Genomic DNA, 22,635 nt, shown 5'->3' with positions numbered 1-22,635 from the left:
AAGTCGTCGACCACTCGCCTATCGCACGCCGTAGCGTGTGAAATCGTCGCCGATGCTGCCCTGGATTGCCTTGGCCGCCGCCATGTCGGTATTGCCGCCGGCCTTGTCACCCTGCTTCAACTTCGCCAGGCCGCGACCATAAAGTGCGCTTGCGAGCTTGGGATCGATGCGAAGTGCGGAGCTGTAGTCGGCGATCGCCGCGCCCAGCTCGCCGGTCTTCAGATAGATAAGGGCACGCGAGTCATACGTCGCGGCGTTGGCTGACGCCAATTGAAGGGCCTTGTTGCAATCTTCCAGCGCCGCCTGCAATTCGCCGAGGATGGCCCGGCTCCAGCAGCGTCCGTTCCACACCCCGTCCAGTTTCGGCTCGAGGCGAATGGCCTCATCGTAGTCCTGCGCCGCGCGCGCATAATCGTTCTTCTTCAAATAGGCGCCGGCGCGGTTGGCGAAGGCCTCGCCGTAGTTCGGGTTGAGCCTGATGGCCTGATCGAAGGCGTCGGTCGCGCGATCATAGTCGCGCTTCCTGAGATAGGCCACGCCGCGGTTGTTGAACGGCTTGGTGTAGGTCGGATTGAGTTCGATCGATCGATCGAAATCCCGGATGGCGCCGTCGTAGTCTCCCTTGGCGGCGTAGGCGTTGCCACGGTTGTTGTAGGCGATCGCTAGGCCAGCCTGGGTCATGTCCTGCCCCGCATCGATCAGCGCCGTGCAGGCAGCAATGCGCGCGTCGGCCGGTGTGCGGTCGAGGCCGCTGCACAACCCGATCGTGCGGAGATAGCTATCCTTCTTCGGGTTCTGCGCGACCGCCGGCAACACTGGGAGCGTCGCAACGAGGAGCGATATCAGGCTGACAATTGCGCCGGCGCTTGCACGAAGTTTCATATCGGGCCTTGCTTTGCACGAAATTGGCTGCGCCTGGCCTAGCACCCTCGACAGATGTTTGGATTGAACTTGTGGAGGGTGTTTTGCTCAGGTTGCTGCGGCGTTCGTGCCCCGACCTTCCTGACTTTGCTCTTGCCCTCTTCAACGAGCGTGGCGAACCTCACCGTTCCATCGTCCGATATCTCGATGCGTGGCGTGGTGCCTCGAATGCCCATCGTTGCGACGGGGGTGTCGATCTTCATGTCGCCGGTCTTCGCGATGTTGCCGGCAACGAAGGTGAAGGTCCCGTTGGTCAGTTTGAGCAAGGTCGAGTTCGACTTGCCGTTCGGGTCGTACACGAACTCGGTCATCGCCATCTTGGCGTTGCTCGACAGATTGAACGAAGTGCCGTCGGAGAAATTGATCCCGACGCGTCCGTCAGCTCCAGTTTGCACCACGTCGCCCAGATAAACGGGGTCGCCAACCTGCGCCTGAGGCAGTTTGCCGGGCAGCCCTGCCTGAACGACGACTGCATTCGGATGCTCGATCGTGACCGAACCAGTGGCGGCTACGACCCTTCCGATGAATTTCAATTGGATATTGTCCGGTTCGGTTTGCGCCTGGACCTGGCCGGACGTGAGCGTTGCGAGCGCCAGGACGAAGCTTGCAAGCAATTGAACAATCAAATGGATGCGCACGATCCCCTCCACGAGAAGATCTTGTCGTGTCGTGGCTCGATGGTGATCGGGACCACCGGGCCGAGACCGCAGGACCTTGAGTGCCAAACGAGTTGTCGCAGACAGGCCTAAATGCCTGACGCAGTTCGACTAAAAATTAATAAGTGGACAATTTGCATGGTAATCATACTATTAATTTTGCGGGGCTGCACGCGCGATAAAGGACAGCTGTTCTGACCTTTTCGTAAGGCTCCCCGCAGTATTGGAATTCCATTTTTACTGCCGAATTTGGTTTCAATCAGGACGTTTCAGCGGACAAGCCTATGGCTGACGGCGCGGGGTTTTTCGCCGCGTGGCCGAACCAAGCCAAAATAAAAAAACTGCGGCGCCACTTTCCGCTCGAACTGCCCAACAGGCAAAAAGCCAATGTCAGTTGCGTCCGGCGTAGAGTTCGGGGACGCGTGCATGGCCGTTTTGGGCCAGCCGCCCCGTGTAGTTGGCACTGTTCGGACGGCGATCGGCTGCGGCACAATCGCGCGTGCCCGCGGCATACCGATTCAAATCGTAGCTGGCGATCCCGTTCGCCAGGGTGACGTCATCGAGGTCGGAGCCGGCGGGCGGATCGAAATCCGCCTGGTCGATGGCAGGGCGCTCAATTTGCCAGCCGGCACCCGGCTGGAGTTGGACATCGCGCAGGACCCCAGCGGGGGCTTGCGGCCGGGCCTGTTCGCGAAAACCAGAAGCCTCTTCCGCCTCATCGGCAGCCGGCTCGCAGGGTCTGGCGTCCTGACGGCGGACACACCGGTTGGCACCATCCGCGTCAGCGGCCTCGGCATGCTGTCGTTGGCCGCCCTGACCTTCTCGCTGCTGGAGGACGCCCGGGCCGCGGAGCCGAACGTCACGTTCCTGGACGACGACAACATCAAATACAAGGACCTCCACCACGGCGTGTTCGAACTCGTCACCAAGGAGGCGATCCCCCGTCACATCATCGTCGAGGATCCCGAAGAGACGATCATCCTGAGCAGAAGAGGCTCCTCCGTCGGCGTGAACCATGCCACGAATTCCCCTTCGCACATGGAGGAATTACGGGAGGCCCAACAGGAGACCCTTGCCTATTTCGAGAAAGGACCGGCATCGAAAGGATCCGGCATGCCTGCTCTCGAAGGCGGACAACTGCTGCTGCCGATCAATTTTATTCAGCAGTCCCCGCTGTCGCCGGTGCAAGATACGCTCGGGCCGCTGCCGGTAGCGACCTTCGCGAAAAATGATCTCTTCAAGCTGCCGCCGGTTCCGCCGAAGCTGAACCTCGGAGCGGGGCCGACTGAAATCGATACGGTGATATTTGACGACTTCAATGCGGCGAGCGGGACCTTTTCCGCGAGCAGCATCAAGGGCGGCGCACTGAAATTCGGCATCAGCGGAGGCGCCACAGGCGATACGGTGCTGGGACAGGCGACATACGACGTATCGAGCGTCGGTACATTTGGCACGCTCTATCTCAACAGCGCGACCGGAAGCTACACCTTCGTTCCGAACAATACCGCAATCAACGCGCTGAAGGCCAACACGACCCAGAGCTTCGTGATCACGGTCTCGGACGGCGCGCTTTCGGCCAGCGAGAGCTTCGACATCAGCATCCTGGGCGCCGACGACGCCTCCATCATCTCCGGCACCATGGCCGGCTCGGTGGTGGGTGCGGTCGGCGTCAGTCATGCCTCGCCCGGCCTGCTCATCGCAAACGGCACGCTCACCGACACCGATGTCGACGATCCCGCCAATACCTTCACCGCCGTGAACGCGCCGACGACAAGCGCAGGTGGCTACGGCTCATTCACGCTCACAACGGCCGGCGTGTGGACCTATACGCTCGACAACGCCAACAGCTCCGTGCAAGCCCTCCATGTCGGCAACACGCTGACCGACAGCTTCACGGTGACCACGATCGGCGGAACCCCGCAGACGGTGACACTCACCATCCACGGCCCGCTGATCGAGGTTGGAACCGCGCCATCGCTGACGTTGAGCGAGACCCGTCTGACAGCGACGACGCTGGACGACAACATCGCCGGCTCGGCACCGGACGCCGCGCTGACGACGACATCAGGCGAGTTCTCGGCGGCATTCGTCACCGAACCGGGTCTAACGGTCAGCTACGCACTGACGATCACCGGCGGCAACGGTACGGCGTCAGGACTGATCGATTCGCATACCGGTCTCGCTGATCTGCTGGTTCTGAACGGCAACACCATCGAAGGCCATGTCGGCACGGCAAGCGGGGCGCTCGCGTTCACCATCACGGTTGACCCGGCCACGGGCCGCGTGACCTTCGTCGAGCACCGCGCGGTCGAACAATCGTCGGGCACCAGCCCTGACGGCGGCGAAGGGATCGCGCTGGGGACCGGCCTCGTCAACCTGATCGCGACGGTCACGGAGAGCGACGGCCAGTACCAGGATCTAAGCATCGATCTCGGCAAGCAGCTGACAATCACGGACGATGGCCCGCGCATCGAGGCGGCGGGCACAGCCCCATCGCTGACGCTGAGTGAGACGCATCTGACGGCAACAGCGCTGGACGACCACATCGCCGGCTCGGCGCCGGACGCGGCGCTGACGACGACTTCCGCCGATTTCTCGACGGCGTTCACTTCGGTGCAAGGCGCCGATGGCGCGACCGTCCGCTACGCGCTGACGATCACCGGCGGCAACGGCACGGCGTCGGGGCTGATCGACTCGCATACCGGCCTCGCTGACCTGCTGGTTCTGAACGGCAACACGATCGAAGGCCGCGTCGGCGCGACCAACGGCACACTGGCATTCACCATCACGCTCGATCCGGCCACGGGACGCGTGACCTTCACCGACTACCGGCCGGTGGAGCAACCGCTCGGCACCAGCCCGGACAGCGGCGAAGCCGTATCGCTGGCCGCGGGCATCGTGAGCCTGAACGCCACGATCACGGACAAGGACGGCGACTTCCAGAGCGCCGGCCTCGACCTCGGCAGCAGGCTGACCATCAGCGACGATGGCCCCTGCATCCGGGCCAATTGCACCGCTCCGTCGCTGACGCTGAGCGAGACGCACCTGACGGCAACGGCGCTGGACGACCATGTCGCGGGCTCGGCATCGGACGCCGCGCTGACGAAAATTTCCGCCGATTTCTCGACGGCGTTCACCTCGCTCCAGGGCGCCGACGGCGCGACGACTCACTATGCACTGACGCTCAACGGAGGTGACTGCACCCCATCCGGGCTGATCGATTCGCATACCGGCTGCTCCGACGTGCTGGTTCTGAACGGCAACACGATCGAAGGCCATGTCGGCACAGCAAGTGGCGCGCTGGCATTCACCATCGCGGTTGATCCGGCCACGGGATGCGTCACCTTCACCGAATATCGCGCGGTGACGCATCCGGCCTGCGCCGGCCCTGACAGCGGCGAAGCCGTGTCGCTGACCGCCGGCGTCGTAAGCCTGGTTGCCACCATCACGGACAAGGACGGCGACTTCCAGAGCGCGTGCATCGACCTCGGCAAGCAACTGACGATCACGGACGATCACCCGACCATTTGCGGCTTCCCGGAGACCTTCGTCGCCGCTCAGGATCATCAGACTGCGACAGGTACCTACGATATCAATTTCGGCGCGGATGGCGATGCTGCGATGTTCGTTGCCGTCCACAACGGTCCAGTCGGCTGCACGGGATATGATCTGGCCACATCATGCCTGGGCAACGGCATCACCGCGGTACACGTCACCGGACATGGCGATGATTACAACTTCTACTATACGACCCATGAGGTGGGCGGCGGCGTCGAACTCGACGCGTATCTTACCGATTGCGGCGGCAGGTTGGACGATCCTTATTTCAAGTTGCTGATCAATCCGGATGGAACATTCTGCTTTGATCTCGAGCACGCCGGACCGTCGAAGGACGTCACCGTCCATGGCTCCGATTTTGATGCCCCGATCTGCGGCACGCCGTCATTGACGGCTCCGGACGGACAACTGGTGATTACCGGGTCGGACTGCGCCGGCCAGCCGCTCGATGTCAAGGCATCGGGCTGCGGTATCGCGGTCGGCGACAGTGGACTGCAGATGGACCCGGCCGAGCAGCTGAATCTCGCGTTCACCGAGAAGCAGTCGCAGGTCGGCTTCAATCTCACGGAATGGCAGGGCTACGGCACCGCCGGTGTGATCCTCAAGGTTCTTGATGGCAGCGCCGACGTTCACGACTTCTGCATCGATGTTCCCAGGCCGCTCTGCGGCAGTGCCGGCTTCGTGGTGCAGGAGACATCGGATGCTTCGCTGATCGACACCTACACCTTTGATGCCACGACGACGACGTATACGCTTTACGTTGACAGGTCGTTCGATCAAGTCCAGGTCGACTACGATCGGGTGGAAGCCGGGTGTCCCACCTTCGCGATCAACAACATCAGCTATACCGAAAAGACGAGCATCAATGCGGATCTGCTGTTCGATGTGACGGCGGTCGATGCGGACGGCGATTCGGCCACGAGCAGCCTTCAGGTCGATATTCAGTGCCACACGGCGGGGATGGACACCTTCATATTCGCCGCCAGCCAGGACAGCCCCGCGCCGCCGGTCGGCGCCAGCGCTCCCGCACCCGATGTTAGTCCGATGTCAACGAGTAGCCACGAGGACGCGGCGTTGTCTCAGGCAATCTTGCCCTTTGTAGACGGCGGAACGTCGGGAATGACCGAGCAGTCCTTTCATTTCGCGGAGCCTTCGAGCCTCGAACAGCAGGGAGCTTCGTCCCCTCCACAATTTGATCAAAGCCTCGCGTGGTTCGGCCGCCAGGACGATTCCGCTGGATTCCAGCTGGCACAAGGAGTTGCGGCTGGTGGAACGCCGGCAGTTGGGCCGGTCCCGGAGCACCAAACAGACTTCTTCCCGGACCATACGCCGGACACCGTCGTGACCCATCCGCTACACGATCTGATCGTGTAGCGATCACTTCGTCTAGCGATCACTTGGGCGCGTGGCCGGCACTCCGGCCCGCGTCAGACGTTGACGCGGGCCGGCAGCGTTTCTCGGGTCAGTGCCAGCCCTCGCCGGCCTTCAGCGCCGCCGAGAGGCTGCGCACCGGGCGGGTCACCAGCGGATCGAGATCGAAGCGCTTTTCGAGCATCTTGAGGATCGACGTGGTGTCGAAGTCCTCGTGCGCGACGCCCGACTTGTTGAACCGCTTGGCGATCAAGAGCGCCGGAATGCGGGTGCCCGGGCCCCACTGATCCGCAGCCTTGGCTTCGGCACCATGACGGTTGAACGGCGGCGGGGGAACGTGATCCCACTGCCCGCCGAACTCATCATAGGTGATGACGATCAGCGTGTCCTTGCCATTCGGCCCCTCGACGATCGCCTTGACGAGATCGACGAGATGCTGGCTGCCTTCGGACTCGCTGGTGTAGCCCGGATGCTCGTTCTCCTCGCCGATCGGCTTGATGAAGCTGACCTGCTTCAGCCGGCCGGTCTTCGCCGCCTGGATGAACTCCGCCTCGTCCTTCAGGTGATCCTTGCGGGCCTGCGTTCCGGGCGCGTAGTTGGCGAAGTAGTTAAGCGCCTGATGGTGGTACTGGAAATCCACGTCCGGGCAGTTCGGGAACACCGCCGTGGAAACATGGTTCGGGTCGGTGCAGGTCGTACCGTTGCCGTTGGTCCAGCCCGAAGCGCCGACGTCGCCGTTGGCGTTCGACCAGCCGCCCGAATACCAGGCCCAATCGACGCGCTTTGCCGACAGCCGATCGCCGATGTTCGGCGTGTGCAGCGGCGGCAGACGCTTGATGTCGGCGGTGCCCGGGGAATAGGGCTGATAGAACGGCTGCGTCGTGTTGACCGCGTAGTCGCCGCAGGCGAGGCCCGCCGGCAGGCCGGCCTGATTGCACTTCGCCGTCAGCTGCGCATCCTTCACGGTCGAGAGCGGCGTGTAGAGCGGCGTGCTGGTCGGCATGCCGTTGGCATCGACGATCGAGTGGAAGTCGTTGGCGCTGCCGTCATTCAGGGCACCGACGAACTGGGGCGCCACGGCGGCGACCAGGAACTGATGGTTGAGGAACGAACCGCCGAAGGCACCCTGGAAGAAGCTGTCGGCAATGATGTAGTTCGGCGCGCCGTTGCCGTGGAGATAGGTGTAGATGGGTAGCTTCTTGGTGTCGTAATAGCCCATCACCAGACCGGCCGCATCACTGCCGGTCATGTAGCGGTTTTGCCGGCCGCCGTTCAGCTGGTACTGCTCGCTGTAGAAGCGGTGCACGATGTCCGCGGTGCAGCCGCCGGGCGCGCCGGTGCCGTTGAGGAAACCGTGAGCCGCGAAAGCGCCGAGCGGCTTCGGGCAGGTCGTGGCCGAGGTCGGAATGAATTCATTGATCTCGAACGGCTTGTTCTTGAAGGCGCTCAGGATCGCGACCGTGCCCGTATTGTCGGTGCAGCTCGTCGGTTGCGGCGACGGAGAAGTCAGGTTGACGTCGTTCTGCAGCAGACAAGCATAGACGGTCTGGTTGTCCTGCCGAACCTGCAAGGTGTGCGCCTGATCGGCATAGGATGTGCCGTTGATCCGGTCGCGGCCGACGTCACCCCAGTGACCGTAGAGGTTATCGAAGCTGTGGTTCTCCTGATAGATGACGACGATGTGCTTGTACTGGTGCACGCCTTCATGGCCGCGATCCCGCAGATCGCGCAGCTCGTCCCTGATCTCGTGCTTGAACTCATCAACGATCTTTTCGACCAAATTCTCCGCGTTCGCTACCGGCGAGATGGCAACGGCGCCAGCAACAACCGCGAGCGCCGGAATGGCTCCCCAAAGCCGCATAGTGCTCTCCTGATTTAGAAAGAAATAGAAATGGAGCTACACGCTATGCAAAACACATTTCGCTGGGATGACTGTTTTTCGACGCGCGCGCAAACGCGCGGAAGGATGCTCGCGCATCAACAGACTTCATCCTGTCAAACGCAGACTGCATTGCGCTTCGCTGATCGCGCGTCATCAAACCGCAATCAAAATTCGTCTATCCAGTCAGATGGTCATTGATCCTGCCGACAGGAAACTGTCACCTCCGTGACATCTTCCGACGCACGGCAGCGCATATGCATTTGTGACAGGGGCGTTTTCGCGCAATGGCTTGGGATATTCTGGCGTCCGGCTCCGGAAAACATCGTGCGACAGCCGCTGATCGCGGCGTCAGACCGGCACGGGTCGCGTGGCTGGCGCTCGTCGTTGCCCTGCTCCCGTTGCGCGCGACGGCGTTCCCGCTCGGCGGCGACCAGACCGTGCTGCCGGCCGGCACCGAATTTTCCGAGGAAGCGCTGGCGCGGCCACGCGAGCTCTTTCATTCCGAGGCCGTCGGCGGGCGAAAGTCCTATTTGGTCAATCTCGGCGATCTTGCGTTCAACTCGCCTTCCATCCTGGGTGGCAAGGCGCGTCAGGCTGAGATGAGCTGCGGCACCTGTCACGTCAACGGCGCATCGAACCCGAAACTGTTCGTTCCGGGCGCATCCTCCCGCCCCGGCACCTTCGATACGACCAGCCTTGTCTTCAACGCGAAGACGTTCAACAGCATCCTCGATCCGGTCAGGATTCCGAGCCTGCGCGGCGCCCGCTTCCTCGCCCCCTACGGACATGACGGCCGCATCACCTCGCTGCGCGACTTCGTCTATAATGTCATCGTCAATGAATTTTCCGGTCCGAGGCCGCGCGACGAGGTTCTCGACGGCCTCGTCGCCTATATCAACGATATCGATTTCCTCCCCAATCCGAAGATTGCGCCCGGCGGCAGGCTTGCCGCGGAGGCGAGCCTGGCCGAGCGCCGCGGCGAGGCGCTGTTCTTCAAGCCCTTCCCGAAGCAGGCCGAGCTGAGCTGCGCCGGTTGTCATGTTCCGGGTGGCACCTTCAACGACCAGATGCGCCACGACGTCGGATCCGGTGGACTGGTCAAGACCCCGACTTTGCTGAACGCCAACTTCAACGCCCCGTATTTCCACGATGGCCGCTACGACAGCTATGAACAGGTGGTCGATCATTTCGATCGTGTGTTCGACCTCGAACTGTCGACCCAGGACACCCAGGACCTCGTGGCCTATCTGAATGCGGTCGGCGACGGCGAACGCCCGTTCGACAAGGACGGCGTCATGCTCCGGATGAAAGAGGTGCTCGAGCTCTCGAGCGTCCTCGAGGTCGCGATCCCGGCTGCCGACACCGCGGTGGTGTCACTGGCCGTGACCGGGGTCGGGGCCGAACTGCGCGAACTGACCGAGCGCATCCCGGACATCAGGAACACCTCGATCGGTGGCAAGGACGAGCGGCTGGCGGCGCGCGCGATCCTGAAGGACCTCGTTCTCACCCTGCGCCGCATCGATCTCGACGTCGCCGCCGGCCGTATCGACGATGCGATGGCCGAATATCGCAACTTTGCGCAGCTGGTGCACTTCGACGTACCCGTCGCCCTGAAAAAGGCCGAACCCTGGTCGCTGTTCAACAGCAACGTGCATCAGTCGCACTACACTGCGCTCGGCCGGATCCTGCCGATAACAAGCCGGCAGTCGCAGTAACGGACGGCGTGCTCACTCCGAAGCCGGCGACTCAACCCATACGTCACTCTGCTGGATCCGACGGATCAGCGCTTGCGGGTCGAACTTGCGCAAGCCTGCGGGGATTTCAAACGTCTGCGCCGGCTGCGGCTCGTCGCGGATGTGATCGGCAGCGATCACCGTCCCATCCGCGGTCTTGATCCGTACCGGAAATCTGCGCGCGCGGTCGATCCAGCCGACAAAGCTCAAACCGGACGGCGCGGCGATTCGAAAGACGTCTGTGTCGTGCCCCGCGATGGTTTCCGCTCCATCGCGCTGGCAGTGCCACGTCGCAAGGTCGATCGGCGCGGACAGCTGCGCCATCGCCAGCCATTGCCGGCAGGGATCATCCGGATCAACTGGAATGAACATCCGGGTGAGCGGGCTCGATTGCCGCGCGTCCATGTAAACCCGTGCCGCCGGACGGACGAAATAGGCCGCGGGCTTGCCCATATCGATCAGGAAGAAGCCGTCGGGCAGCGCGCTTGTCTCGATCCGTGCTTTTCCGCCCGAGACGCGCAAGGCACCCATGGCGGTTGCCGTATCGTCCTTGTTCGCGACGAGGTCGGCGGAAAACTGCTGCGCCATGGCCGGGATCGCCGCGCCGGCCAGGATGGCAACGGCAAGCAGGCCGGCCGCGACGCTGCTGCTGATCGCGCACGTCTTCTCGTTGCGTTTCATCGCGTGTCTCCGGTCGATCAGGTGGTGGGGACAGAACATGACGGCGCCGACCGAACCATTGGTTCGATCGGCGCCGGCCTCGGATGCAGTCAAGACCTCGCCGTGGGCGAGAGCTTGATCACTCGGTGTAGGACAACGTGACCGGCTTGCTGAAGTCGAACGCGTCGAACATGTCGGACAATGCCGGGCTGTTGGTCGGAACGTACTCGTTGTTCTTCGAGTAGGTCGGGTTCGGCAGGTTGTCGCGGCTGCGGTTCGTGAGCGGCTGGAGAGCCCAGTTGCGTTCGATGAACTTCAGCAGCGAAACGTGGTCGGCGTAGTTGTGGTTGACCTTGCCGCCCGTCGAATAGGGCGAAAGGATCAGGGTCGGAATGCGCGGTCCGTCGCCGAAGAAGTCGATGGACTGCTGGTAGCCGGAGTCCCAATAGCCGCCGGCCTCGTCCCAGGTGATGAAGACAGCGGTTTCAGCCTTCAGCTCCGGATTGTTGTCCAGCGAGTTGAGCACGTTCAGGACATAGGCCTCGAACAGATCAACCTTCGAGCTCTGCGGATGACCGTCGAGCAGGCCGTCCGGCTTGCCGAACGACACCGCAGGCAGCGTGTTGTTCTGGATCGCCGTGATCAGATCGGCAGTGTCCTTCATGTGAGCCTGACGCACGGCCGGGTTGGCCATGATAGAGGTCGCATACTGGAACGGATTGCAGATCTGGCAGTAGGCAACACCGAGCGCGTGCGCCGGATCGGCGACCGCAGCGGCGCTGAGGTTGGGGTTCGACGGATTGGCAGCAACCGCGGCGTTAGAAAGCGCCACGGCGTCGTTGAACGCGCCGCCATAGAACGCCCAGGAGATGTTCTTCTCCATGAGCGCATCGCCGATCGTGCGAACCGACGACGGCGGCACGTTGTTGCCACCCGACAGCGCGCCGTTCGGCAGATAGCCCGGGTTGACGTTGTTGAGCATGTAGTAGTGGTTGGGCTTGCAGTTCGGCTCCGCCGCGTACGGCAGATTGTTGAGGTAGGTCACGATCGGCTTGACGCCGGGCTGGAAGACATCAGAGCAATTGCTCCAATTGCCATCGACGGTGTAGCGGTTGACCGAACCCGCGACCGGATTCGGATTGGCGATCAGGTTGGCCGGCGGCGTCACCGGATTGCCCTTGCCGTCGCTCCAGAAGGCCGCGTCACCGGTACCGAGCATGAAGTGGTTCGCGCCGGTGCCGCCGTGGAACGACTGGTGGAAGTTGTCGCTCAGGGTGAAGCGGTCGGCCAGCATCTTCAGGACCGGAGCCTGCCCCTGCTGGGCGTTGTAGTAGCCCATCGAGTTGGCCATGCTCTTGTTGGACGCCGAATAGGTCGCCATCACGAACGGGAACAAATCGTTCAGGCAGCCCGAATTGTTCTTCTTGGTGGCGTTGGCGGCGCTGCAGTCTTCCTGCTGCCAATCCTGATAGAAGCGATGCGTCGAGTCGCCGGTGTAGTCGTCGTCGCTGATCTGCTCACCCTGCAGCTGGAACGGTCCGTTCAGACCGCCGGCGCCGGGAATGCGGGTATCCAGCACATTGGTCGGCAGGCCGCTGAAGCCGGTGGTGAGGATATCGAGATCGGCCGGATCCATGTCCTTCTCGACGCTGGCTTCGGCGATCGTCTTGAACGGAGCGCCGGTGTCGCTCTGCGCGGTCGGCGTGCCGGCCGTGTTCGGCTGCGGCATCGGGTTGGTCGCGTTGTAGGGCGACTTCCCGATCGTCGGTGCGCCGATATAGTACAAGGGCTGGCCCGCGACCGAGGACTGCTGCGCCTGCGCAAAGTTCGGTCCCGGCGTTCCATCCTCGTTGACGATGCCCTTCGACAACAGGTTGGAGATGGTCTGTCCCTTGCCCTTCGGCTTGTAGATACCGAAGGTGTGATCGAGGCCGCGGTTCTCACCGATCAGGATGATGACGTGCTTGATCGGCGACGCGGTCTTCACGCCGTGATCGCCGTCACCATGATGGCCATGGTTCTCATGATTCGCACGATCGCCCTCTTCGTGCGCCTGGTGATTGTGATGCGGACGCTTGTCCCAATCACTGCGACCGCCCGGATAGTGAGCGGCATATGCGGCCGTTGCGACGAGCACCGTTGACGCGATGCAGAGCGCGGTGCTGGTTCGCCAGTGCTTTTTGTAATTCAAACTCATTGTCGACCTCAGGGTGTTTGCGGTTAGCAACACACACTGCTTAGTGCGACAATATGACGCATGGTTTTCGCTTACATGAAAGCGCGCAAGAAATTTCGAAACGTTCAAATATTTTCTGAGGAGACATCTGCCGCCGCGCAGTGCATCTCCACGATTCAACCATGCAACCAATGAACGAAAATTGATCACGCATCCGCGCCGCAGCGCGGATCGCAAAATCACTCCAATACAACGCAATCAGTGCGAAAGGTGCTTGGAGCGCATCACCTGGCGAAGCGCAGCATAATGTTGGTCATGCACGCCTTGATTGAATAGCGACCACGGCTCGGCGCTGGCCAACAGCGCAGGCACTGCAGCAGCCATCAGATTGCGATAATTCCTGAACTCGGTTGCGGCATCCGCGTTGCGTCCTGCCGCAACCGCCATCTCGATTCGCCGCAGCGTGAGCACGAGCTCCTTGAGGCCGTTGCGCGCAAGTACGCGCTGCTGCTCCCCGCCCGAGACGCTGGTGTTCTTGCGGTCGGGATACTGCTCGGTCAACTCGCGCAGTTCGCGGCCGATCGTATCGACCGCCAGCGCGACGATGTCCTTGTCACCGGACGGAATCGCAGTCGCGAGCACCATCGAGAAATCGTTGATCTCTTTCAACGTTGCACCGGCACCGTCGCGCTCATAGGGCTGAACGCCATCGCCGACCGCCGTGAGATAGGCGACGAGGTCGTCCTTGTCCTGCGCCGAGAGGTCGAGCTGAAAAGTCCGATCGAAATAGTCGACAACCTGGTTGTAATTGTCGAAGCGGCCGTCGTGAAAGTACGGCGCGTTGAAGTCGGCGTTGCGCAGCGTCGGCGTCTTGAACAGGCCGCCGGAACCTACGTCGTGCTGCTGGTGATCGACAAAGCCGGACGACGGAACGTGGCATCCCGCGCAGCTCAATGACGGATCGTGCGGGAACGGCTTTGCGAACAGGGCTTCGCCGCGGCGCTCCGCGGCGCTGATCTTGCCGGCCAGCCGTCCGACGGGACCAAGGCTCGGATTGGGCAGGAAGTCGATGTCGTGAATATACGCCACGATCGCATCGAGCGTTGCCGGCGACGGCTCGGGACCTGCGAACTCGTTGGTGATGACGTTGTGGACGAAGTCGCGCAGCGAGGCGAATCGGCCGTCTGCGCCGTAGGGCGCTAGATAACGGGCGCCGCGCAGGCTCGGGATCCGCACGGGATCGAACGCCAGATTGTTGGCCTTCGGATTGAACAGCGGACCGGTGGTGTCGAACGTGCCGGGCCGGCTCGACATCTTCGGCATGAAAAATTTGGCGTTGTTCGCGCCATTGACATGGCAGGTGCCGCAGCTCACGCCGGCCTGCCGCGCCACGTCACCGAGCAGCCCGGGCGAATTGAACGCGAGATCGCCGAGATTCACCAGATAGGACTTGGCCCCGATCCGCTCGGACTGGAACACCTCGCGCGGCTTGTCGAGCGCATCCTCGTTCAGCTCGGTCGCGACAGGCAGCACGGTCTTGTCACCGTCGACCGGAAACGCCACCGCACGCCCGAACAGTGCCAGGGCGATGACACCGGAGAGCAGCGCAGCCAGACGCAGGTGAAGCGATGTCATCGCGCCTGGGCCTCCAGGGTCGGCCGCTGCAGCCCGAGCTTTGCGGAGGCGCTCTGCAGCGCAACCACCAGTTCCTCGCTGGTCTGGCGCAGATCGGCAATGTTGACATGCGGCAGGTCGGGCGTGGCGACGATCGCTTCGAGCTGTTCGATCCGGTTGGTCACCATCTCGTCGAGCTTGCCGTCGACCGTGTTGAGCGCGGCCGAAAAGATCGTGTGGTAGGCGAAGTCGATGCCGGCGATGTTGTTGCGCATGTCGTCCAGCGAGGTGCCGCTGATGCGCGACTCGCCGCCATCCGCCTTGCTCTCTCCGACTTCGTAGGCGAGCCGTACCGTGCCATCCAGAAGGCCCTGCGGCGTCAGCTTGATATCCTTGAGCTTGCCGTGGAGATCGTTCAGATGCTCGACAAGGCCGGTCGCATCGGTGGCAACGTCGGTGCTGGCAGCTCCGAACAGTTTCGCCTCGATGGCGTGGAACCCGCTGTCCGCGTTGGGCCAGGCGTCGATCTGCGCGTCGAGCTCAGGCACGAACCCCGCGGTGAACACCTCCGAGCGCTCCCAGCCGGCGCGCGCCGACAGCCAGGCCTTCTTCGCTCCAGGCAAATCCGCCGCCGCGGCGCGCTCGCGAAGCGCACGCGCGCCTGTCAGCGCACTGGCGACGCCCTCGATCAAATATGGCCGGTAGCGCTCGGCCCCCTCCTCAAGAGCGCCGGCATTCGCGGCGCGCACGCCTGCGAACGCTGCCAGCAAAGCAAGGCACGCCGCCACTTGCATCTTGTGCATAGTCAACCCACTCGTCTGCCACGAAGGGCTCGCGGCATGTAGCGGGGTGAACTATTGTCGGTATCCTATGCGGATTTGTGACAGCGCAGACTTTTTGTCGCATCTTTTCTGCTTCGCGATCGTCGACAACGATCACAATCTCGCAAACTCGTTCGCGCTGCTGCAGACGGATTGAAATTGGACTGTTCAACGCGCGTGAGTTGTTGCAACACAACGTTCGCACCCGTCACACTTGTCCGTCGTCATGCAGATTGATCGCGAAGCTCTCTATTTTATCGAATCTTACGGCGCGCTTTGCATGCTCTGCTGCGCGGTCGCGCTGATCGATCTTCGCCACGGCATCATCCCGAATTGGCTGAACCTTGCGATCGCGGCGCTCGGTCTCGCCAACGTCGTCGTCACCGAAGGCACGATGGCCGCCTTCACCGCCATGGCGATCGCGGTCATGATCGGCATCGTGTTCCTTCTACTGCAGCGTCTTTACTTCGCCTTGCGGCAAGTCGACGGATTGGGACTTGGCGACGTCAAGTTTCTTGCCGCCGCAGCGATCTGGGTCGGCGCGACAGGCATTCCGACCTTGCTGCTGATCGCGGCACTCGCGGCGCTCGGTGTTGCCGGCGGCCTGCAACTCGCAGGTCACGAGATGAAGCGCCAGACCTCGATCCCGTTCGGCCCGTTTCTGGCGCTCGGGCTTCTCGTGACGCCGGCCCTTCAGAGCTGGGTCGCGTTGAACTAGCATCTCGGTCCGACGCGCAATCACATCTGGCGCCGCGCGGCCAAGGGCTTCCTTTCCGTGCTGACCGGAACCAGGCGGACATCGCCGCTCTCGTCGCCGCCGGGCTGGGGCAATGTGAGCACGGCCCCCTGATCGTCCTTCTGCATCGTGACTTCGCGGCCGTTGATGGACCGCAGCTTCCATCCCTGGAAGTCGTCGCCGATCTTCAGCCGCAGCGCCGTCTTGGTCGACTGATCGAGAAAGATCCCGAAGCTTTCGTCATCTCCCGCGATGGTGCCGACCAGCGACAGCGGCGGTGGCTCGATCGCGACCTTGCGCGGCGGCGGCGGCGCCGGCTTGCTGACCTCCGGTTCCGCAACGACGGCAGGCGGCGGTCGCCGCGACGGCGAGAACACCGGGCGGTCGCGCGTGTTGGACAGCGTCTTGAGCGGGATGCCCCACAACGGATTTGCGCTGAGCGGCCGGGGCGTCGGTGCCGGCGACGGGGCCACCCGGACCGATGTCACCGGTTCGGACGGCGGCGGTGAACTCAGCACCGGTCCACCGAGGCGTGTATCGTCGAGCATCCCGGCGTCCAATGCATCGCCGGACGAGGCAGGCACCGCAGCCGGCGCCGAATAGGCCGACAGCGCCAACAGCACGATGGTCGCAGCGAAGCGTCGCATCATTTGGCTCCTCGCCATTGTCCGGAGACGCTGAGCAGCACGCGCAGCTTGCCGGGATCGGCGCCCTTGGCGGCCTCGTCGGCGACGGGTTGCACGACCAGTTGGTCGATGAACAGGAACGGCATGCCGGCTTCCAGATCGTAGAGCACCTGCTGCAATTGCGCCTGCTCGATCTCGCTGCTCGCGACCATGCTGATGAAGCCGGCCTTGGCCGGCGCGTTGGGAACATCGAGCTGCGTCGACAGCACGTTGCCGCCGGCCTTGATCACCGCACCCGACACCCGTTGCAGCAAGGTGGCGCCGGCCACCGTGACGGTCGCCCCCTCGAGATAGGCCGAGCCGGTCGGCATCGCCGGCTGACCGGGCGCGGTATTCGCCCTGGATCGCCCCTCCAGTTGCTCGAGCATTCCGGCCGCTGCCGCGACATCGCTGCGCAGGCCGATGATGTCCGAGAGCGAGGAGATAACGACAAAGAGCAGCAGCACGAACAGGCCGAGATAGCTCGCGGTCGCGACCATTGGCGAGGTGCTGACAGCGGTCAGCGATCGGGATGCTGCGCTCATGAGCCGGACCCAAAATAAGCAGTGATGTTGGCCTCGACGTGGAACCGCTCGGCCGATTCATTTGCCGCGCGCGTCGTCGGCGCGAAGAACGTCGCGCGGGTGAATTGCGGCGACTGCTCCAGCAGCCGGATCAGGGATGGCGCATCCTGGGTCAGTCCCACCACCTGCACCTTGTTGCCCTCGATACGAAGCTCCGTCACATAGGTCGTGTCGGGCAGCACGCGCGAGACCGCTTCCAGGACCATGACGCTCGACGGCGTCGTCTGCTTGCGCTTGGCCAGCAGGCCGAGCCCGGACGAGTCGCCATTGGCATCGAGACGCAGCGCGGCGCGGCGCTGCGCGATCCGGTGTTGCAGGTCGTCCTGCTCGGATTGCAGCCACCCGCCGAGATAGATGTTCAGCAGCAGCGAGACTGCAGCCGCGGCCGCCGTCGAGACCAGGCTGACGCGCAACAGGCGCGGAACCGAAGGCCCGGCAAGGCCGCGCAGCGACCTGTCGAGCAGCGTCACCTGCTGCGCGGCGCCATCGCCGCCAACCGCCGGCGCGAAGACCGCAACGGAGGCAGCGCCGAGCATCCTCGCCATCCGGATCAACGGATCGACCTTCGTCGCCGCGGTCGCGCCGAACGCGACTTCAATGCGGTCATTGGCGATCGGCTGCGGCGAACTCCAGCCAAACACGGCATCCGCGGCGCTCCATGGTGTCAGCCGGTCGACCTGTGCGCGGATCATGCCGTCGAGGAAGTCGCTTGCCTGGCTCGGGAAATCGAGCACGCGGCTGACGATTTGATCCGATCGCAAACGCACCTCGATGCGGCTGCCGTCGAACGCGGTCTTCCACTCCGCCGGCAGCGGAGGCTGCGGCGCATCGTGATCGAGCCGGAACGAAGCCGGCATCGAAGGCGAGCCGTCCTTCGAGACCGCGAGGCGGGCGGTGAACGTGCCGTCGCCATTCTCGTCGAGCTCGATGCTGCGCCGGCGCATGAACCTGCCGGCGACGCCGTCGACGGCGGTCGCGACCGCGCCGATCCATTGCTCGAACCATTGCCGTGCCTCGGCAAGCATTGCCATCATCCTCTCTTGCGCAGCAGAACCGGGTTTCGCGGCTCGACGTCGTTTTGCCAGGACAACACCCGATAGGGCTCGACCTTGTCGCCGAGCGCGATCACCGCCTCGGACGTGGTACGGTGACCGTTGCGGAAGCGGATCGAGATTGCGATCCGGTAGCACGGGCTCTGCGCCGTCGATGCCGCGCTTTGCTGGCTTGGGGCCTGCGTTCCGGCAGCGATTCCGTTCGGCGAAGCCGGACGCGCCCCGAAGCCGTCCTGGTCCTTCCCCGACGCCTTATCGACGGCGAGAGCGACTTCCGGCGCGGCGATGGTCGGATCAACATCCGGACCGCCGTTGAACACCGTCACGAAAGGCAACACGCGATCGACAAACGCTTCGGGGATGCCGGCGACCAGCGCCAGCTCGTTGACATGGGTGAACAGCCCCTGCCGCGGCGAATAGCCAAGCGCGTTGTAGCGCGCCGCCTCCACATTCTCGCTGCCTGGCGCGGGCCGGGTTCGCCAACCGACGATCCGGTCGGCGTATTCGCTGGCGGCGTCCTTCCTGGCGCCGAGCACGACGAACAGGCCGATCAGCATCTCCTTCGACGCGTAGTTCAGATCAAGGCGGCCGGCCTCCGACGTGAAGCTGACACTGACGCTGGCATCGTCCAGCCCGAACTGAAACGCCCCGTACTGTGGCCTCGTCTTCTCGTCCGTCAGCGTCAGCTGATAGGCGGTGAGCTCAAGCCCGGCCGACACCAGCGCCTCGGTCTGCAACGACAGGTCGCTGGCCGCCAGCGCGCGCGCCGACGCGGCCAGATAGGCCGAGAAGATGATCGCCAGCGACGACAGCGCCAGCAGGATCCAGAGCACCGCAACGATGACGAAACCGCGATTGGCCGGCGATCGGCCGATCTTGCCGGACGCGCCCATCACGTCTTCCCCTGGTCAGTGGCACTGCCGGAACTCTGCTTGTCGCCGCAATTGCCGTCCGGCTTGGTGCAGTCGCTCGGAATCTGGACATGGACCGGCGCGATGGTCGAAACCGACAGGACGCGCTGGCTCGCCGCGTCGCGCACGGTCAGCCGGATCATCGCCGGCAGTCTGTCGGCGTCCTTCCACGCGCTCTTCCAGGCCCGGTCAGCACCGGCATAGGCGAACGACAGCCGATAGGGCGCGCGCAGCAGCACCACCGGACTGCCGAGATGGACCTGCTCCGACAGCGACACCCCGTCGGCAAGCGGCGTGAACCGCGTCTGCGTGCGAACCGTGACGAACTCGCCGCGATCGCGCTTCTCGCCAAGGCGCACCACGTCGAGCCCCGGCCCGGCATTCGGTCCCACCGACGTGCGCACGAACGTCACGGACAACTCCGATCCGTCGAACAGCGGCTTGTGGCTGTCGCGGTTGGCGGCAACGAACTCCGCGGCGGCAAGATCGGCGCCGATCCGCTCCAGCGCGATCCCGATCAATTCGCTGCGCTGGATCCGGTCGAGGCCCCTGTTCCAGCTCGGCAGCCATTGCGCCGTGATGCTGGCGAGCGCCGACAGCAACAGCCCCATCAGCGCCAGCGCGACGATGGTCTCGGTCAGCGTGAAGCCGCGCTCGCCCGTTCGCTGGTCTGCCCATGCCCGGGTCATTCCGATGCCCTCGGCATCAGGCGCACCGTACGAATGTCGGACAGCGCTCCGCCCGGAGATTTGACGCGAATCCGTACCAACTCCGGAGCCCAGGGCACGTTGCCCTCGGGCACCTTCCAGTCGCCGCCGAGCGGACTGACATCGATTGTCCAGCGATAGCCTTCCGCCTGCCCCGTCGAGGTGCCCGACTGCAATTCCGCGCGGGGCGGGATGCCGACCGTCATCAAGGTGCGCACCGCCTGCATCAGCGCCACGTGCTGCTCGAGCGCCCGCACGCCGCGCGTCTTGACGCCCATGACGGCGCCGATCGCAACGATCGAGACAGCCACCAGCGCCAGCGCCACCAGCACCTCGATGATGGTGAACCCCGCATCAGCGCGGTCAGTTGGTGGCGACGTCACGAGCAACGATTTCAACCCTTCCGGTAAGCCAGTTGACGCGAACCTCATATCCCGCATCGAGCCGCGTCAGCGCGATGGAGCCGCCGCAGGAACCGCCATTGGCGAAGAAGCGGATCGTCGACAGTGCGGCGCGGCGCTGACAGCTCTGCGGCAGCACGGCATCGAACCGCACGTCTTCGGGGATCCGCACCGTCATGCGCGACGCGCCGGAGTGGATCACCCGGCTCGGCGCATCGACCAGCGTCGCAACACTGGTGCTGCGCTCGATGGCGGCATTCCGATCGGCCTTCAGCAGCGTCGCGGTCTGCAATGCATAGGCCTGCAGGCGCGATCGCGAGGTCTGGTGCGGAATGAACGGAAGCAGCACGGCCGCCAGCAGCGCGATGATGGCGAGCACGCACACCATCTCGAGCAGGGTGAAACCGCGCTGCGTCGCGTCATTCATGCTTGCCATGCATCCTTATTGATCGTTGTTGGCAGCGGTGGTCTTCTCGAGCGAGATATCGGCCGAGGTGCCGCTGCCGCCCTCCTGACCGTCGGAGCCGTAGGAGACGATGTCATAGGGTCCGTGCTCGCCGGGCGAGCGATAGAGATAAGGATGGTTCCAGGGATCGTTCGGCACGTTGCCGCCCTTCAGATACGGGCCGTTCCAGGCCGCGACGCCCGGCGTGCGCCGCACCAGCGCGGCCAGTCCCTCTGCCGTCGACGGGAAGCGCCCGGCGTCGAGATAGAACAGGTCGAGCGCGCTGGAGAAGCTCTGCAACTGAATGCGCGCGGTCTTGACCTTGGATTCGCTGAGATAGTTGAGCACGCGCGGGCCGATCAGCCCCATGATCAGGCCGATGATCGCGATCACCACCAGCATCTCGACCAGCGTGAAGCCCTCCTGCCCCGAACGCCTCTGGCTTTGCGACGGCGCGCGGGCGCGTTCCACTCGCGTGGCGAATGCCTTTATGATGATGTTGCGCGATATCATGGCCGATGACCCCTGCTCTAACCGACTAGCTGCGTGACCGAGAGCAGCGCCGTCATGACCGACACGATCAGCCCGCCGACCACGGTGCTGATCGTGATGATCGCCAGCGGACCGACAATGCCGACGACGCGGTCCAGGCTGCGCTGCAATTTTGCTTCGTAGAATTCCGCGACCCGCCCGGCCAGCACCGGCAGCTGCCCGGTCTCTTCACCGAGCCGCAGCATGCGGACCGCCATCGGCGGCAGGCTGTCCGCCACGGCGAGTGCTTCCGACAATTTGCCGCCATGGCGGACGCGGTCGGCGGCGGCGGTCCAGTTCGCCTCGCTTCCGGTCACTGACATGATGTCGACCAGGATGCGCAGCGCGGCGGTGAGGTTGACGCCGCTGCCGAGCAGGACGCCGAGATTGCGGCAGAACAGGCTGGCCCGATAGAACTGGAAAGCGCTGCTGATGCCCGGCACCCGCGAGATGGCGTTGACCAGCGCGGCACGGACGCGCGCCTGCCGCAGCAGCCACCATGCGAGCGCAATCGTCGCCGCGCTGATCAGGCTTGCCGCGGCGGCATTGGCGCGCAGGAAATCCGATACCGCAATGAAGCTGGCGAGCGCCGTGTCCGACTTGCCGCCGAAATCGCCGAGCACGGTCGAGAATTGCGGCAACACGAACAGCAGGAAGAACAGCATCACACCGGACGCCGCGACCAGCACGAAGGCCGGATATTGCATGGCGTCGGTCAGCTTTCGCCGCATCTGCTCGGAACGCGCGCGCTCGGTGCCCAGCATCTCCAGCACGGAATCGAGCGTGCCGGAGATTTCTCCCACCCGGACCAGGGCGATGTACATCGGCTGGAACAGGGTTGGATGATCGGCGACCGCGTCGGCAAAGCTCTCGCCGGTGAGCAGGGCGGCGCGAATTTTCGCCACCACCGGACGCATCCGGCCCACGTCCGCGTCGCCCGACAGCAGCTCCAAGGCATCGTCGAGACGCGCACCGGCCTTGAGCAGCAGTGCGAGATCACGCGTGAACGTAGTGACCTCGGCCGCGCTCGGCCCGCCGAACAGGCTGCGGCCACCGGTGGCGCCGGACGCGCGCTTGTCCTCGGTGGTTTCGATCGGCAGCAGCTTGAGATATTCGATCCGCCGCGCCACCTCGGCCGCCGTCGGGGCGGAGATCGTGCCGTTCACGATCTCGCCGGCCTGGGTCAGAGCGCGATAGCGATAATTCGGCAC

The 22,635-nt window shown here is 63.7% G+C and carries 19 protein-coding genes; 3 read left to right on the top strand and 16 right to left on the bottom strand.

Annotation, left to right across the window (positions count from 1 at the left end):
• Nucleotides 1-18 precede the first annotated feature (18 nt).
• Together I6F38_RS28800 and I6F38_RS28795 are read right to left on the bottom strand one after the other, a co-directional pair.
• Nucleotides 19-882, bottom strand: a complete 864-nt coding sequence (locus tag I6F38_RS28800; RefSeq protein ID WP_225162755.1) for a tetratricopeptide repeat protein — start codon at nt 880-882, stop codon at nt 19-21.
• A 38-nt stretch (nt 883-920) separates the two neighbouring features.
• The gene (locus I6F38_RS28795; RefSeq protein WP_225162754.1) at nt 921-1,571 is read right to left on the bottom strand and encodes a FecR family protein; all 651 of its coding nucleotides are present in this window, start codon (nt 1,569-1,571) and stop codon (nt 921-923) included.
• 393 nt (nt 1,572-1,964) lie between these two features.
• On the opposite strand from I6F38_RS28795, the gene I6F38_RS28790 reads away from it, so the two are divergent.
• Nucleotides 1,965-6,509 carry a DUF5801 repeats-in-toxin domain-containing protein gene (locus I6F38_RS28790; protein ID WP_225162753.1) on the top strand — a complete coding sequence of 1,515 codons (4,545 nt, stop codon included), beginning with the start codon at nt 1,965-1,967 and terminating at the stop codon, nt 6,507-6,509.
• Between the two features lie 88 nt (nt 6,510-6,597).
• On the opposite strand, the gene I6F38_RS28785 is transcribed toward I6F38_RS28790, so the two are convergent.
• Entirely contained in the window at nt 6,598-8,367 is a 1,770-nt protein-coding gene (locus I6F38_RS28785) for an alkaline phosphatase family protein (protein WP_225162752.1), read from the bottom strand.
• 305 nt (nt 8,368-8,672) lie between these two features.
• On the opposite strand from I6F38_RS28785, the gene I6F38_RS28780 reads away from it, so the two are divergent.
• Nucleotides 8,673-10,103, top strand: coding sequence for a cytochrome c peroxidase (locus I6F38_RS28780; RefSeq protein WP_225162751.1), 1,431 nt, complete (start codon nt 8,673-8,675; stop codon nt 10,101-10,103).
• Between the two features lie 12 nt (nt 10,104-10,115).
• Here I6F38_RS28780 and I6F38_RS28775 read toward each other — a convergent pair whose 3' ends face one another.
• From I6F38_RS28775 to I6F38_RS28760, 4 genes are all read right to left on the bottom strand, one after another.
• Nucleotides 10,116-10,802, bottom strand: coding sequence for a hypothetical protein (locus tag I6F38_RS28775; protein WP_225162750.1), 687 nt, complete (start codon nt 10,800-10,802; stop codon nt 10,116-10,118).
• Between the two features lie 118 nt (nt 10,803-10,920).
• Nucleotides 10,921-12,978 (bottom strand): alkaline phosphatase family protein, encoded by a 2,058-nt coding sequence (locus I6F38_RS28770; RefSeq protein ID WP_225162749.1) that lies wholly within the window; start codon nt 12,976-12,978, stop codon nt 10,921-10,923.
• 237 nt (nt 12,979-13,215) lie between these two features.
• Complete coding sequence (locus I6F38_RS28765) at nt 13,216-14,592, bottom strand: cytochrome c peroxidase (RefSeq protein WP_225162748.1); 1,377 nt, start codon at nt 14,590-14,592, stop codon at nt 13,216-13,218.
• Nucleotides 14,589-15,374: an EfeM/EfeO family lipoprotein gene (locus I6F38_RS28760; protein ID WP_057017731.1), complete on the bottom strand. Its 786-nt coding sequence runs from the start codon at nt 15,372-15,374 to the stop codon at nt 14,589-14,591. Before I6F38_RS28760 ends, I6F38_RS28765 begins: the two co-directional genes overlap by 4 nt.
• Before the next feature lie 298 nt (nt 15,375-15,672).
• Here I6F38_RS28760 and I6F38_RS28755 point away from each other — a divergent pair, with 298 nt between their 5' ends.
• Complete coding sequence (locus I6F38_RS28755; RefSeq protein WP_249794344.1) at nt 15,673-16,110, top strand: A24 family peptidase; 438 nt, start codon at nt 15,673-15,675, stop codon at nt 16,108-16,110.
• 20 nt (nt 16,111-16,130) lie between these two features.
• Here I6F38_RS28755 and I6F38_RS28750 read toward each other — a convergent pair whose 3' ends face one another.
• From I6F38_RS28750 to I6F38_RS28710, 9 genes are read right to left on the bottom strand one after another with little or no spacing between them, the layout of a single operon-like run.
• On the bottom strand, nt 16,131-16,778 hold the full coding sequence (locus I6F38_RS28750; RefSeq protein WP_225162746.1) for a hypothetical protein: 648 nt from the start codon (nt 16,776-16,778) through the stop codon (nt 16,131-16,133).
• Nucleotides 16,775-17,338, bottom strand: coding sequence for a type II secretion system protein GspM (gene gspM, locus I6F38_RS28745; protein WP_225162745.1), 564 nt, complete (start codon nt 17,336-17,338; stop codon nt 16,775-16,777). The genes I6F38_RS28750 and gspM overlap by 4 nt, the downstream gene beginning before the upstream one ends.
• Complete coding sequence (locus I6F38_RS28740; protein WP_225162744.1) at nt 17,335-18,402, bottom strand: PilN domain-containing protein; 1,068 nt, start codon at nt 18,400-18,402, stop codon at nt 17,335-17,337. The genes gspM and I6F38_RS28740 overlap by 4 nt, the downstream gene beginning before the upstream one ends.
• A 5-nt stretch (nt 18,403-18,407) precedes the next feature.
• Nucleotides 18,408-19,322, bottom strand: coding sequence for a type II secretion system protein GspK (locus tag I6F38_RS28735; RefSeq protein ID WP_225162743.1), 915 nt, complete (start codon nt 19,320-19,322; stop codon nt 18,408-18,410).
• Nucleotides 19,322-20,029 (bottom strand): prepilin-type N-terminal cleavage/methylation domain-containing protein, encoded by a 708-nt coding sequence (locus I6F38_RS28730; protein ID WP_225162742.1) that lies wholly within the window; start codon nt 20,027-20,029, stop codon nt 19,322-19,324. The genes I6F38_RS28735 and I6F38_RS28730 overlap by 1 nt, the downstream gene beginning before the upstream one ends.
• Nucleotides 20,026-20,430, bottom strand: a complete 405-nt coding sequence (locus I6F38_RS28725) for a prepilin-type N-terminal cleavage/methylation domain-containing protein (RefSeq protein WP_225162741.1) — start codon at nt 20,428-20,430, stop codon at nt 20,026-20,028. The genes I6F38_RS28730 and I6F38_RS28725 overlap by 4 nt, the downstream gene beginning before the upstream one ends.
• Nucleotides 20,411-20,875: a type II secretion system protein gene (locus tag I6F38_RS28720; protein ID WP_225162740.1), complete on the bottom strand. Its 465-nt coding sequence runs from the start codon at nt 20,873-20,875 to the stop codon at nt 20,411-20,413. The genes I6F38_RS28725 and I6F38_RS28720 overlap by 20 nt, the downstream gene beginning before the upstream one ends.
• Nucleotides 20,876-20,890: 15 nt before the next feature.
• Complete coding sequence (gene gspG / locus I6F38_RS28715) at nt 20,891-21,406, bottom strand: type II secretion system major pseudopilin GspG (RefSeq protein WP_225162739.1); 516 nt, start codon at nt 21,404-21,406, stop codon at nt 20,891-20,893.
• A gap of 17 nt (nt 21,407-21,423) precedes the next feature.
• Nucleotides 21,424-22,635, bottom strand: a complete 1,212-nt coding sequence (locus I6F38_RS28710; RefSeq protein ID WP_225162738.1) for a type II secretion system F family protein — start codon at nt 22,633-22,635, stop codon at nt 21,424-21,426.

The organism is Bradyrhizobium sp. BRP56 (assembly GCF_020194035.1).
GTDB lineage: Bacteria > Pseudomonadota > Alphaproteobacteria > Rhizobiales > Xanthobacteraceae > Bradyrhizobium > Bradyrhizobium australafricanum.
Note: the sequence above shows the minus strand (reverse complement) of the source record. Positions and strands in the feature narration are given on the sequence as shown.